Annotated in this window: 11 protein-coding genes and 2 pseudogenes; 6 read left to right on the top strand and 7 right to left on the bottom strand. The window is 62.9% G+C overall.

What is annotated here, in order from left to right:
• Nucleotides 1-101: 101 nt before the first annotated feature.
• The 3 genes and pseudogenes from katG to HMJ39_RS09155 form a co-directional block, all read right to left on the bottom strand.
• Nucleotides 102-2,270, bottom strand: a pseudogene (gene katG, locus HMJ39_RS09165) (catalase/peroxidase HPI).
• Between the two features lie 154 nt (nucleotides 2,271-2,424).
• Entirely contained in the window at nucleotides 2,425-2,562 is a 138-nt protein-coding gene (locus HMJ39_RS09160) for a hypothetical protein (RefSeq protein ID WP_194297083.1), read from the bottom strand.
• On the bottom strand, nucleotides 2,559-2,957 hold the full coding sequence (locus HMJ39_RS09155) for a SecDF P1 head subdomain-containing protein (protein ID WP_194297082.1): 399 nt from the start codon (nucleotides 2,955-2,957) through the stop codon (nucleotides 2,559-2,561). Before HMJ39_RS09155 ends, HMJ39_RS09160 begins: the two co-directional genes overlap by 4 nt.
• A gap of 206 nt (nucleotides 2,958-3,163) precedes the next feature.
• Here HMJ39_RS09155 and HMJ39_RS09150 point away from each other — a divergent pair, with 206 nt between their 5' ends.
• Nucleotides 3,164-3,997: an ion transporter gene (locus HMJ39_RS09150; protein ID WP_228462260.1), complete on the top strand. Its 834-nt coding sequence runs from the start codon at nucleotides 3,164-3,166 to the stop codon at nucleotides 3,995-3,997.
• A 47-nt stretch (nucleotides 3,998-4,044) separates the two neighbouring features.
• Here HMJ39_RS09150 and HMJ39_RS09145 read toward each other — a convergent pair whose 3' ends face one another.
• The gene (locus tag HMJ39_RS09145; protein WP_194297080.1) at nucleotides 4,045-4,329 is read right to left on the bottom strand and encodes a hypothetical protein; all 285 of its coding nucleotides are present in this window, start codon (nucleotides 4,327-4,329) and stop codon (nucleotides 4,045-4,047) included.
• Between the two features lie 92 nt (nucleotides 4,330-4,421).
• On the opposite strand from HMJ39_RS09145, the gene HMJ39_RS19155 reads away from it, so the two are divergent.
• Nucleotides 4,422-4,868: a TetR/AcrR family transcriptional regulator gene (locus HMJ39_RS19155; protein ID WP_323370876.1), complete on the top strand. Its 447-nt coding sequence runs from the start codon at nucleotides 4,422-4,424 to the stop codon at nucleotides 4,866-4,868.
• On the opposite strand, the gene HMJ39_RS09135 is transcribed toward HMJ39_RS19155, so the two are convergent.
• Nucleotides 4,768-6,951: an OsmC domain/YcaO domain-containing protein gene (locus HMJ39_RS09135; RefSeq protein ID WP_194297079.1), complete on the bottom strand. Its 2,184-nt coding sequence runs from the start codon at nucleotides 6,949-6,951 to the stop codon at nucleotides 4,768-4,770. The genes HMJ39_RS19155 and HMJ39_RS09135 overlap by 101 nt on opposite strands.
• 436 nt (nucleotides 6,952-7,387) lie before the next feature.
• Here HMJ39_RS09135 and HMJ39_RS09130 point away from each other — a divergent pair, with 436 nt between their 5' ends.
• Genes HMJ39_RS09130 through HMJ39_RS09120 form a run of 3 tightly spaced genes read left to right on the top strand, consistent with a single transcriptional unit; the run spans nucleotide 7,388 to nucleotide 9,355 of the window.
• Nucleotides 7,388-7,816: a DUF2231 domain-containing protein gene (locus HMJ39_RS09130; RefSeq protein ID WP_194297078.1), complete on the top strand. Its 429-nt coding sequence runs from the start codon at nucleotides 7,388-7,390 to the stop codon at nucleotides 7,814-7,816.
• Between the two features lies 1 nt (nucleotide 7,817).
• Entirely contained in the window at nucleotides 7,818-9,125 is a 1,308-nt protein-coding gene (locus HMJ39_RS09125; protein WP_194297077.1) for a PQQ-dependent sugar dehydrogenase, read from the top strand.
• Nucleotides 9,126-9,142: 17 nt separating this feature from the next.
• The gene (locus HMJ39_RS09120) at nucleotides 9,143-9,355 is read left to right on the top strand and encodes a hypervirulence associated TUDOR domain-containing protein (RefSeq protein ID WP_194297076.1); all 213 of its coding nucleotides are present in this window, start codon (nucleotides 9,143-9,145) and stop codon (nucleotides 9,353-9,355) included.
• A gap of 53 nt (nucleotides 9,356-9,408) precedes the next feature.
• Here HMJ39_RS09120 and HMJ39_RS09115 read toward each other — a convergent pair whose 3' ends face one another.
• A complete protein-coding gene (locus tag HMJ39_RS09115; RefSeq protein ID WP_194297075.1) occupies nucleotides 9,409-10,281 on the bottom strand; it encodes a hypothetical protein in 873 nt (290 codons plus the stop codon).
• 50 nt (nucleotides 10,282-10,331) lie between these two features.
• Nucleotides 10,332-12,392, bottom strand: a complete 2,061-nt coding sequence (locus HMJ39_RS09110; RefSeq protein ID WP_194297074.1) for a hypothetical protein — start codon at nucleotides 12,390-12,392, stop codon at nucleotides 10,332-10,334.
• A 394-nt stretch (nucleotides 12,393-12,786) separates the two neighbouring features.
• On the opposite strand from HMJ39_RS09110, the pseudogene HMJ39_RS09105 reads away from it, so the two are divergent.
• Nucleotides 12,787-13,112 (top strand): annotated as a pseudogene (locus tag HMJ39_RS09105) (transposase); the annotation flags it as partial.

Genomic DNA, 13,112 nt, shown 5'->3' with positions numbered 1-13,112 from the left:
TGAATCATTAACCGCTTTAATGTCTCATGAAGATTACATTGAGTCAAGAAAGAGGCGGGACCCCGGGGTGATGTCACTCCCGGGGCTCCGCCGGGGATGGATCAGAACCGGCCCAGGTCCATGACCTTGGCCCAGGCGGCCACGAAGTCCTTCACGAACTTGGCTTCGGCGTCATCGGCGCCGTACACCTCGGAGAGGGCACGGAGCTGGGAGTTGGCGCCAAAGATCAGGTCGAGCCGGGTGGCGGTCCACTTGAGCTTGCCGGTGGACCGGTCGCGCCCCTCGAACAGGTAGTCGTCGTCCTCGGACACCGGCGCCCAGGCGATGCTCATGTCCACGACGGTCTTGAAGAAGTCGTTGCTGAGCGTTTCCGGGCGGTCGCTGAAGACCCCGTGCTCGGAACCGTCGTAATTGCCATTGAGGGCGCGCATGCCGCCCACCAGCACGGTCAGTTCCGGGGCGGTGACGGTGAGCAACTGGGCGCGATCGATCATCAGGTGCTCCGCGTCCACCGTGGCCTTGGCCTTGCGGTAGTTGCGCACCGCGTCCACGAACGGCTCCAGGTAGCGGAAGGAGTCCACGTCGGTCTGCTCCAGGGAGGCATCGGTGCGGCCCGGGGTGAACGGCACCGTCACCTTATGGCCGCCCTTCTCCGCCGCTTTCTCCACCGCCGCCGCGCCGGCCAGCACGATCAGGTCCGCCAGGGACACCTTCTTGCCGCCGGAGGCGGCGCCGTTGAACTCGCCCTGGATGCCTTCCAGGGTCTTCAGCACCTTGTCCAGGTTTTTGGGGTCGTTCACCGCCCAGTCCTTCTGGGGCGCCAGCCGCACCCGGGCACCATTGGAGCCGCCGCGCATGTCCGAACCGCGATAGCTGGAGGCGGACGCCCAGGCGGCTTTCACCAGATCCGGGATCGACAGGCCGCTGTCCAGAATCCTGGCCTTGAGGGCGGCGATGTCCTGGTCGTCGATCAGGGCGTGGTCCACCTTGGGCACCGGGTCCTGCCAGATCAGTTCTTCGCTCGGCACTTCCGGGCCCAGGTAGCGCTCGATGGGGCCCATGTCCCGGTGGGTGAGCTTGTACCAGGCGCGGGCGAAGGCATCGGCGAATTCCGCCGGGTTCTCATGAAAGCGCCGGGAGATTTTCTCGTAGGCCGGGTCGAAGCGCAGCGACAGGTCCGTGGTGAGCATGGTGGGCTTGCGCTTTTTACTCTGGTCGTGGGCGTAGGGGATGTCCGCTTCCGCGTCCTTGGCCACCCACTGGTAAGCACCCGCCGGGCTCTTCTCCAGCTCCCATTCGTGGCCGAACAGGTTCTCGAAAAACAGGTTGGTCCACTGCGTCGGCTGTTGCGTCCAGGTCACTTACGGGCCGCCGGTGATGGTGTCGTCACCGAAGCCGCTGCCATGGCGGCTGTGCCAGCCCAGGCCCATGGATTCGATGGGCGCTGCTTCCGGCTCCGGCCCGATCAGGCCCGGGTCGCCGGCGCCGTGGGTCTTGCCGAAGGTGTGGCCGCCGGCGATCAGGGCCACGGTTTCCTCATCGTTCATGGCCATGCGCGCGAAGGTTTCGCGGATGTCGTGGGCCGCCTTCACCGGATCCGGCTCGCCCTCCGGGCCCTCCGGGTTCACGTAGATCAGGCCCATGGTGGTGGCGCCCAGCGGGTCTTCCAGGTCGCGGTCGCCGGAGTAGCGCTTGTCGGTGCCGAGCCAGTCGCCTTCGTCACCCCAGTAGATGTCGGTCTCGGGTTCGTACAGGTCCTCGCGGCCGCCGGCGAAGCCGAAGGTCTCGAAGCCCATGGATTCCAGGGCCACGTTGCCGGCCAGCACGATCAGATCGGCCCAGGAAATCTTGTTGCCGTACTTCTGCTTGATCGGCCACAGCAGCCGCCGGGCCTTGTCCAGGTTAACGTTGTCCGGCCAGCTGTTGAGCGGCGCGAACCGCTGGGTGCCGGTGCCGGCGCCGCCGCGCCCGTCGCCCAGCCGGTAGGTGCCGGCGCTGTGCCAGGCCATGCGGATGAACAGCGGGCCATAGTGGCCGAAGTCCGCCGGCCACCAGTCCTGGGAATCGGTCATCAGGGCGGTGAGGTCTTTCTTCAGCGCCGCCAGGTCCAGGCTCTTGAAGGCCTCCGCGTAATCAAAGTCCTCGTCCATGGGGCTGGTCACCGGCGCATGCTGGTGAAGAATGTCGATACGCAGCTGGTTGGGCCACCAATCCTGGTTGGTGGTGCCACCACCCGCGGTGTTGTGAAAAGGGCATTTGCTCTCGGTCATGGTCGTTCTCCCTGAAAAAACACGCCTGCGTTGTTCTTGGGGGGCTTAACGCCCGGGAGCTATAGATGTACTCCGGCGCTGCCTATCGGGCAAATACAGGCCATCGAACAAGGCGATAGCTTTTGCCAGTGGCTGTTTGTTGACGTATTCGCCATCAGGAGAGGATCGCCATCCCCCGGAGAAAAGAACGGTGGAGGAACGCCGGCACCAGAGCAAAGGCGAAGCCGCCGTAGAGCAGCAACGCACCGAGGGGATCGGTTTTCCAGAGGTGGAAGCCGTCGTGCCGGCTCATAGGGGGCCACACGCGCCGTCGCCGCGCCGGAGGCGTTTGGCCACCGCCTCCGCCTCGCGGCGGGATTCGAAGCCGGTCAGCATAAGGGCGCGGTCGAGCGGAGACTGGATCACCGGCGCGCTCGCCATGAGCGGCTCACCGCTACCGTCCACCAGCCGCATTGTGTGGCCCACCCGGGAGGCGGTGAAATCGTGGAGCAACTCGCCGCCGGCCCCATCCAGCCTGATGTACAGCACCGGCAGCCCGGTCTGGTCCTCGACGCCCGCCTCGGCGGACGCCAGACACGCCGGCGACACCCGGAAGGCTTCTCCCTGTTTCGCCACCGGGTTCGGCTCGGCCGCCATGGTGGCGGTGGCCGACACGGCGAACAGAATGCCCCAAACGCAACGCCACATAATTCCCTCCGGGTTCGGATCAAAGACAACGCCACCGGGGAAAATCTGGCCCCGCCGGTGGGCGAAAGCAAGCCCGCCGGCGAGGCAAGATGGCATGGCGAGGCCCGCGTCACAGCGCGGCCGCCCCTGCCCGGGCCGGGGCAGCGCCGGCGGGCGCCGATCGGTATACTCCGCGCCGACAATCATCCGGCACGATGGAACAAGGCATGACGACACTGGCAATCAACGGTTGGCGGGCCCGGCTGGGCCACTGGGTGGAATCCCCGGCGGTGCGGCACTTCATCACCGGCCTGATCATTCTCAACGCCGTGGTGCTGGGGCTGGAGACCTCCCGGCGGGCCATGGACGTGGCCGGCGAACTGCTGGCCCTGCTCAACAGCCTGATCCTCGCCGTGTTCGTGGTGGAGATCGTCGCCAAGCTGGCGGCCTTCGGCCCGCGCTTCTTCCGCTCCGGCTGGAATGTGTTCGACTTCGTCATCGTCGCCATTTCCCTGGCGCCGGCCGCCGGGCCGCTGGCGATTCTGCGCAGCCTGCGCATTCTGCGGGTGCTGCGGCTGCTCTCCACCATCAAGCGGCTGCGCATGCTGGTGGAATCGCTGATGCATTCCCTGCCCGGCATCGGCTGGACCGCCGCCCTGCTGCTGATGATGTTCTACATCTTCGGGGTGATGGGCACGGAGCTGTTCGGCGACGCCTTCCCGGACTGGTTCGGCACCCTGGGCGCCAGCATTTACACCCTGTTCCAGATCATGACCCTGGAAAGCTGGTCCATGGGCGTGGCCCGGCCGGTGATGGAGCAGTACCCCCACGCCTGGCTGTTCTTCGTGCCGTTCATCCTGATCTCCAGCTTCATGGTGCTGAACCTGTTCATCGCCATCATCGTCAACGCCACCCAGGAGGTGCACGACCTGGAGCAAAAGGAAGAACGGGACCAGGCCAACCAGCGCGCCCACGACGAACGCCAGGAAATGCTCGAGCTGCTGCGCGCCATGGACCAGCGCCTGAGCCGGCTGGAACAGCAAAAAGACAACGGCGCCTGAACACGCCTTGTAGGAGCGGCTTTAGCCGCTCCTGCGAAATGAGGGTCCTAGTTGAGCATGCCCTGGGACAAGCCGTACCAGATGGCGGAAATGATCAGCCCGCCCACATAGCAATTGATCACCACCGCGTACTTCGGCAACTGGAAGAAGCCGAAGTGATCCTTCACGTTGCGCAGGAAGAAACTGCCCACCAGCAGCGTGCCGATCAGAATACCCAGCGGAAAGGAGCGGTGCAGAAAGGCCGGCACCAGAGCAAAGGCAAAGCCGCCATAGAGCAGCAACGCCCCCAACAGGTCGGTTTTCCAAAGGTGAAAATCGTCGTGCTGTTGCATGAACGCCACACTCATAAACAGGAAAGGGCCTCCGCAAAGGCCGGATTGTGTCACCATACAGACCGGTCTACTGCTTTTCGATGGAGTGCGTCATGGGAGCCCGCCCCAAGCACCGGGACAATCTGATATACACCGCCGCACGCCTGTTCCGCCAACAGGGCTATGCCGCCACCGGCATCAACGACATTTTGAAGGAGGCGGGGGCGCCCAAGGGGTCGTTCTACCATTACTTCCCGGGCGGCAAGGAAGAACTGGGCGCGGCGGCCATCCGCCACGCCATGGGGCTGAGCCGGGACGGCACCCTGGGCGGCATCAAGGGCCTGGTAACGGTGAACCTGGGTATGGATTTCCTCGGCACCGCCCGGGTGGGTCAGTGGCTGGAGGTGCGGGGTGTTCAAGGCCCAGGTCTAGATCGGGCAGCTCCGGTGACGCCGCCGGTCAGCGCGCCGCCGCCGCACGGGCGGCGTGGAGTTTTTTGTAGCTTTCGATCAGGCGTTGGTGGCGGTCCAGGCCTTCGAGCTGCATGTTGGTGGGAGTGAGCCCCGGGAAGCGGACGGTGCCGTCAACGGCGCCGACCACATCATCCATGGTTTCCGCGCCATACATGCGGCGCAGGCTGGTCAGGTAATCATCCAGTTCCAGATCGTCGTCCAGGGTGATTTCCAGCACCGCGCTGACGGCGCGGTAGAACAGGTTGCGCTCCACGGTGTTGTCGTTGAACTGCAGGAACGCCTCGGTGCGCTCCAGGGCGTCCTCGTGGCGGCCCAGTGCCAGGTCGATAAGCAGCTTCAGTTCCAGCACGGTGAGCTGGCCCCAGACCGTGTTTTCGTCGAACTCGATGCCGATCAGCGTGATGATGTCGGTGTAGTCGTCGATCTGGCTTTCTTCCAGATGCTCCGACAGGGCGGCGAGCTGGTCATCGCCCAGGCGGTGCAGGTTGAGGATGTCCTCGCGGTAGTCCAGCGCCTTGTTGGTGTTGTCCCAGACCAGGTCCTCCACCGGGTAGACCTCGGAATAACCCGGCACCAGGATGCGGCAGGCCGGCGCGCCCAGCTCGTGGTAAGAGGCGGTGTAGACCTCCTTGCCCAGGTCCTCGAGGATGCCGAACAGGCGCTCCGCTTCTTCCTGCGTGCTTCCGGAAAAATCCCATTCGTGAAATTCCACGTCCGCCTTGGTGCTGAAGAACCGCCAGGACACCAGGCCGCTGGAGTCGATGAAGTGCTCCACGAAGTTGTTCGGCTCGGTCACCGCCAGGCTGTTGAAGGTGGGCGGCGGGAAGTCATTCAGCCCCTCGAAGCTGCGGCCTTGAAGCAGCTCGGTGAGCGAGCGTTCCAGCGCCACCGCCATGCTCGGGTGAGCCCCGAACGACACGAACACGCCACCGGTGCGCGGGTTCATCAGCGCCACGCAGGCCACCGGGAATTGCCCGCCCAGGGAAGCGTCCTTGACCAGCACCGGGAAGCCCTGGGCCTCCAGCGCCTCGACGCCTTCCACCAGGTTGGGGTACTTGGCCAGCACCTCTTTCGGCACGTCCGGCAGCGCCAGCTCTTCCTCGATGATCCGTTTTTTCACCGCCCGCTCGAAGATTTCGGACAGACACTGCACCTGGGCCTCGGCCAGGGTATTGCCGGCGCTCATGCCGTTGCTGAGAAACAGGTTCTCGATCAGGTTGGAGGGGAACCACACGGTCTCGCCGTCGGAGCGGCGCTCGAACGGCAAGGAGCAGATACCGCGATCCACCCGGCCGGAGTTGGTGTCGATCAGATTCGAGCCTTGCAGCTCGCCGTCCGGGTCGTAAATCGCCCGGCAGTGGTCGTCCAGAATGCCTTCGGGCAGTGCGTCGTCGGGGCCGGGCTGGAACCATTGTTCGTTGGGGTAATGCACGAAGTCGGCGTTGGCGATCTCTTCGCCGAAGAACTGATCGTTGTAGAAGAAGTTGCAATTCAGCCGCTCGATGAACTCGCCCAGCGCGGAGCACAGGGCGCTCTCCTTGGTGGCGCCCTTGCCGTTGGTGAAGCACATGGGCGACGCCGCGTCGCGGATGTGCAGCGACCACACATGGGGCACGATGTTGCGCCAGGAGGCGATCTCGATCTTCATCCCCAGGGCTTCCAGCGCCCGGCTCATGGTGGCGATGGTCTCCTCCAGGGGCCGGTCCTTGCCCTCGATAAAGGTGCGCGCGCCATCATCCAGGCCGGTCCCCAACAGCGCCTGGGCGTCCTCGTCCAGGTTCTCAACGGTCTCGATCTGGAAATCCGGCCCGGTCTGCACCACCTTCTTCACCGTGCAGCGGTCGATGGAACGCAGAATGCCCTGCCGGTCCTTGTCGGAAATGTCCTCCGGCAACTCCACCTGTATGCGGAAAATCTGGTTGTAGCGGTTCTCCGGGTCGACGATGTTGTTCTGCGACAGCCGGATGTTCTCCGTGGGAATGTCCCGCGCCTTGCAGTACACCCGCACGAAATAGGCCGCGCACAACGCCGACGACGCCAGGAAATAATCGAACGGGCTCGGCGCCGAACCGTCGCCCTTGTAGCGGATCGGCTGGTCGGTGACCACGGTGAAGTCGTCGAATTTGGCCTCCAGGCGGAGGTTGTCGAGGAAGTTGACCTTGATTTCCATGGGGAGCACAGCCAGTCGGAGACGCGAATGCGCGCCATTATCCAGATTTTCCCCCCAACCGTCGCCCCACCGGGGTCGGACCACGGTTACTTGCTGATTTATAAGCGTTTCGCTGCCGCGAAACACCTTTGGGGACGCTTAGCCGGCGGTTTTGACCCTCTTAAACGGCGGCTAAGGCAGAGGCCCCAGGCGATTCAGACCCGGGCCCCCAGGCGGCGATTTCCGAGGGTGAAAACACGCACTTAAGGCCCGGAATACGACCGTTTTGGGGGCACAGGGCCTTTAACGTCAGCAACTTAGCGTGGTCCGACCCCGCAGGGTGAATGTAAAGAGTGGTCAAAATGGTCGGGGTTGGCCGGTCCGGTTCTTTCCGCGTTCACGGTGGGGCTGGAAGATGCGGGTCATCGGGTAATCGTCAAAGGACTTGAGAACCGCCATGGTCGACACACATCGAACAACGTATGAGCGTGCGCTGCATCCGCTGCATGCCATTCTGCTTGCCTTTCCTCTGCCCCTGTTTCTGGGCGCCCTGCTCAGCGATTGGGCCTACTTCAACAGCTACCAGGTGCAGTGGACCAATTTCGCTTCCTGGCTGATTGCCGGCGCCCTGGTGGGTGGCGGCTTCGCGTTGCTGTGGGCGCTGATCGAATGGGTGATCAGCGGCCCGGCCCGCACCGCGAGGCACGCCGTGTATTTCGTCGTGCTGCTGGTGATGTGGGTACTCGGCTTTATTAACGCGCTGGTGCATGCCAAAGACGCCTGGGCGGCCATGCCCGCGGGTTTGTGGCTGTCGGTGATCGTGACGGTGCTGGCCCTGGTGGCGAGCCTGGTCGGCTACTCAGGTCTGCGTGGAGGAGTGAAATAACATGCGGTACGCCATCCCCCTGCTGTCGCTTCCTTTGCTGTTCGCTCTGACCGCCTGCGGCGGCGAAAAACAGGTTGAGCCCGCCGCTCAGCACGGCGCCGATCCCCAACTGCCAGCGCCTCGGCGTGGTCTGCTGCCCAATATGAACATCTCAAAGCCGGCGGAATGGGGCGATCAGAAGCCCACCGTGCCGGACGGCTACCAGATCGAGGCCATCGCCACCGATCTGAAAATCCCGCGCCAAACCCTGGTGCTGCCCAACGGCGATATCCTGGTGGCGGAAGGCTCCGGCGGCCACGCTCCGACCCTGCGGCCCAAGGACCTGATCGCCGGCTACATCAAGAAGCAGGGCAAGAGCGCGGTGCAAGGCGGCGACCGCCTGACCCTGCTGCGCGATGAGGACGGCGACGGTCGCTATGAACAGCAAGGCGTGTTCGCCGACAACCTGGACGCTCCCTACGGCCTCGCTCTGATCGACGGCAACCTGTACGTGGCCAACCAGGGCACGCTGGTGCGCTTCGATTACGAGGAGGGCCAGACCCGGGCCAACGGCGCACCGGAAAAGGTCACCGACCTGCCCGCGGTGATCAACCACCACTGGACCAAGGCCATGACCGCCGGCCCGGATGGTCGCTTCCTGTACGTGGGGATCGGCTCCAACAGCAACATCGGTGAGCGCGGCATGGAACTGGAAGAAGACCGCGCCATGGTCTGGCAGATCGAAGCGGAAACCGGCCTGCACCGCCCCTTCGCCACCGGCCTGCGCAACCCCACTGCCCTGACCATCCAGCCGGACACCGGCGAGCTGTGGGCGGTGGCCAATGAGCGGGATGAGATCGGTCCCAACCTGGTGCCGGACTATCTGACCTCGGTGAAGGAAGGCGCTTTCTATGGCTGGCCTTACAGCTACTGGGGCCAGAACGAGGACACCCGGGTCAAACCGCCCAAACCGGAGAGGGTCGAGCAGGCCATCAAACCGGACTATGCGCTGGGCTCCCACGTGGCGGCGCTGGGCGTGGACTTCTCCAACTCCGCCGTGGGCGGCGACTTCGCCGAAGGCGCCTTCGTCGGCCAGCACGGCAGTTGGAACCGCAGCGACCCGGTGGGCTTCAAGGTGGTGTTTGTGCCCTTCCAGAACGGCGAACCCGCCGGCGACCCGGTGGACTTCGCCACCGGCTTCCTCAGCGACGACGGCAAGGCCCGTGGCCGCCCGGTGGGCGTCACCGTGGACCCGGAAGGCGCCGTGATCATCGCCGACGACCTGTCCAACACCATCTGGCGCGTCACCCCTACCGGGCAGGCCCGGTGATTCCAGGAGCAAACGCCATGAACCACAAGTTCACGGTCGGAGACCACGTTACCTGGAATTCCGAAGCGGGCCGGGTCAGCGGCAAGATCATTAAAGTGCACACTCAGGACTTCGACTACAAAGGCCACACCCGCCGCGCTTCGAAAGACGAGCCGCAATACGAAATCAAGAGTGACAAGACGGATCACATCGCGGCGCATAAGGAAAGCACCCTGGACAAGGCAGAGTAAACGGACACATCGGGCCGCCGCGGGCCTGGGCCTGCGGCGCGCCTGCAAGGCGTCTATAAACCCGGGGCGAAAAGGACGAGTTCCACCAGTTCCTCGGTGGAAAGTTCGTTGTCATCCAGCATGGCATTCGCGAAGGCATTCCTTGCCAGAGACATACGGATCGGGTTCTCGTCCACTTCCCGAATCGGGTAGTGCTGCTGCACGGCGCCCGAGGTTTGGGCCACGACCCTTAGTGTCTCCGTCAACTCTTCGTCGACTTCGGGCAGATGCTCTTCCAGAGCGGCCTGCAGTGCTTGCGCGCTGTGCAGGCTTTCGGCGCTTTCCTCTCCGCCCACCGCGGCGTAGGCGAGGCGGGTCGCATGGATGGTCGCCATGGCGCCGATGTCGGCCTGCTCCCGGGAAGGCAGTTCCGAGATAGCTTTATCCTGCAGGCGCAGTTCCAAGGCATGGCGTCCGTTCAGAAAGCGCACCCGATAGTCATCGCTGTCCTCGACATTGGCCAGGCCAACCAGACTATCGACAAACGAAATCGTGGAAGTCTTCTCAACCCATTCGCCATCCTCGTTGCGGACTTGTATGGGGCGAGCGCCGATGGCGATGGCGAACTCCGAGGGCGTAATCCCCGACTGCATGGCGAGCACGTCGGAATACAACCGTTTAACCTGGTCGCTGCCGGGGTGCGCCTCGAGCAGCTTGACGATATCCGTCGCCGCCGTGCCGTAGTTGTTATTCTGAATATTGTTCTCGATCAGGACCAGCAAGTCCTGTTGTTCCGGCGTCAACTCAACATCGGAAATCTGGAGACCAGGACCCGGCCCGGGTTCCACCGCCTCGCCGTCATCCGGGGGGCTGTATGCATCTTCTTCGCACCCCCACAAAGCGGGGAGCAGCACGATTATCGATAGTACCAGTATGATGCCTTTCATCTTATTAACCCGATCTCGTTGGCCGATGCCTGTCCGCTCAAGGACAAGATTCAAGGACAGTGACTCAGCGACTCGCCACAGTTATAACCACTCAGGCTGGTGACCGTTGCATCCCCCTCCAGATCACCGGCCTCGAACCTCAACCGCACCTGAAAGTAAATGCCATCGTCCCGTCGCAGTTGAATGATATGTTCGACATTCTCGTCAAGCAGCACGCCACTCTCTTCGTTCACCATTTCGAAGCGCTCGCCCGCGCTGTCGTAAAGGTTGGCGGTATCCTCACTTTCCCAATACCCTTGCAGGAACAGCGCGGTATACGGCCCCAACACCTGCTCCCCGGCTCTTGCCGTTAACCGGTTGTCCTCGTCGATGCCGATCAGAATCATCTGGATGTCGCCATCGTCATCCACCACAGGTAGATCGCTGGCCAGCGTCAGGGCTACCGCATTGGATTCTTCCGCGGTGATGGATGTGGTGTGGCTGGACGTTTCCCCTTCGGCATTGGTGATGGTCAGCTCGATCTGGTAAACCCCCGCGACATCGGTTAGCAGGCTGGCCCGCGTGCCATCACTGGAGAGCAGGAGCTCCGCGCTGCTCCCTTCCGGCGCGCCACTCAGGGTGTACCTGAAGGAGGAGCCACTCGGGTAGTCCGAGGCCGTCAGATCGAAAGAGACCTCCTCGCCCACCAGGTAGTCCGTCTCGTCCGTCGCCGGACCGGCGACCGGCGTGGACACAAACGTGAATGTCCGGCTTCTGGTCAGCGGCTCCATCAGGGAGGGAATCGACAGCTGCGCCTCGACGGTATAGCTCCCTTCCATCACATCCGGAGTCAGTGTTGCCTGCTTACCAACCGTATCGAGGTATTCCATCCATGCACTGCTCCCCTCGGGCCTGGCAGTCACCCGCCAACCGATTTCCGCCCCTGGCGGCACCGTGGAGCCACTGGCATCAAAGCGCACGGGTTCGCCGCGATTGATGTCCTCGGCCCCCGGGCTGACGATAATGTTGAGGAGGGGTTCGAGTACCGTAATGGCGTCGCTCAGCGCGGTCTCCGTCACGGTGTCGCCGTCGGCGGCCTCCGTTCGTTTGATGGTATAGCGCCCCACTTCGTCGGCGGTGAAGACTCTTTCATTCGGGGTCGCCGTGGTCCGCAGCGCCGAGGTTCTGTCCGACGCTTGTCCGTTTTCCCCGGTCAGCAAAAGCGTCCAGATCGCCGTGCCGTCCTGCTCCTCACCGCCCGCCCCACTGCTATAGGTAGCACTGATCTCGTCCCCCGGCAGCGCATAGCTCTGGCTCAGTGTCAGCGCCGAATAGACATAGCGGGCAGACAGGGCGACCGACTCGGATACTGTTACGCCGTAGGGCCCCGCCGTGGATACCGTCAAGGTCGCGGCACGGGGACTGCTGGCTTCCAGAGCCGTACCCGCATAGTTCAGTCGGGGCGGGTCCGATTCGCCCTCTATGATTTCCCAGTCTGGGCCGTTGGCGGACCATACGGCGTCCACTGGAGCGGTGTTTGTTCCTCCGACCATATACTCCGGCAAGGGCACCGATCCGCTCTCGGTGTCCAGAACCAGCTCGGGCGACTCAAGCGCCACCGTAAGAAAATCTCCGGCGCCCTTCACCTGAATTTCGTCGGCGCAGGTTTGCTGACTGCCATCACTCTTGGAACGCACGGTCGCGGCGTAACCCATCACACCATCAACCGCATCCGCCGGGTTGAACGCATAGGTGTACCGATAAACTCTATGCGGGTAATCATTTTCTCCCTGGCCGCGAGTCACTGTGCGGTAGTCGATATAGGCATCATTTCCCATCGGCAGCACGGAGACCAACTCGTTATCCAGATTAATCGCATTGTGGGCCACGAATTCCATGTCGATGGTGCAACGATCATCTTCCATCGAGCAGGCCGATGCCTGACAGCTCAAGTGAATTGCCGGGGGCCTGTAGGCGCAATCGCAGTTCACCAGCACTAGCGGGCACAGCATCATCAAACCAATGCGGCTTGACAACTTGAGGTTCAGCGGAAAATTTCGCGGCAACAAGGGCACGACGTTGGCCTCCAACCGGTGGGCGTCGTTATCTGCAAAAATATTGTATTTATGCATCTCGGACGGGGTGTGTTTTTTGTTAGGATATCTACCTTATTGCCACGCCTCCCTCCCCTATTCAGGGTATGGAAAGCGCGCGCCATTAACGGGGACACTGGCGAAAACGGACACGCACAGACGCTGTAAGAGATGCGCGCCCGGGAATGTGTAGGCTTGCTCGCGTCCGGCTATCGGCGGCTACCGGGGTCGGACCACGGCTACGCATTGATTAGTAAGCATTTTCTGGCCGCACGGTCGACTCAAAGAGCCTTAGAGCCCGGTTTCGAGCCTCAATAATTACTTCTAAGAAATCAGACCTGTGGCGCGCCTTAGAAGCCAGCGATCCGCCTGGGTTCTACCCCGTTACTGCGGACACTTCTAAAAAGAGGCACACTGTGCCAAAGGAGTGTTCATGAACAAACGCAGAAGATACAGCCCCGAATTCAAACGGGAAGCCATCGCCCTGACCCGCCAACCCGGTGTGAGCTGCCGCCAGGTGGCGCTGGAGATCGGCATCAATCCTAATCTGCTGACCCGTTGGCGTCGGGAAGCGGATGAGTCGACCGACAAGGCGTTCAGAGGCTCCGGGTCGCCCAGGGATGAAGAAGTGGCCGGTCTCAAGCGAGAACTGGCGCGCGTGAAGAAGGAACGTGATTTTTGCGCGAAGCGGCAGTGTTCTTCGCCAAGGAGTCGTCCTGAGGTATCAGGCGATTCAGCGCTGTCGCGGTGACTTCCCAA

The sequence above is a fragment of the Alloalcanivorax profundimaris genome (genome assembly GCF_015265435.1).
Classification (GTDB): domain Bacteria; phylum Pseudomonadota; class Gammaproteobacteria; order Pseudomonadales; family Alcanivoracaceae; genus Alloalcanivorax; species Alloalcanivorax profundimaris.
The sequence above is the reverse complement of the archived record's forward strand: the minus strand, read 5'-3'. Positions and strand labels throughout refer to the sequence as shown.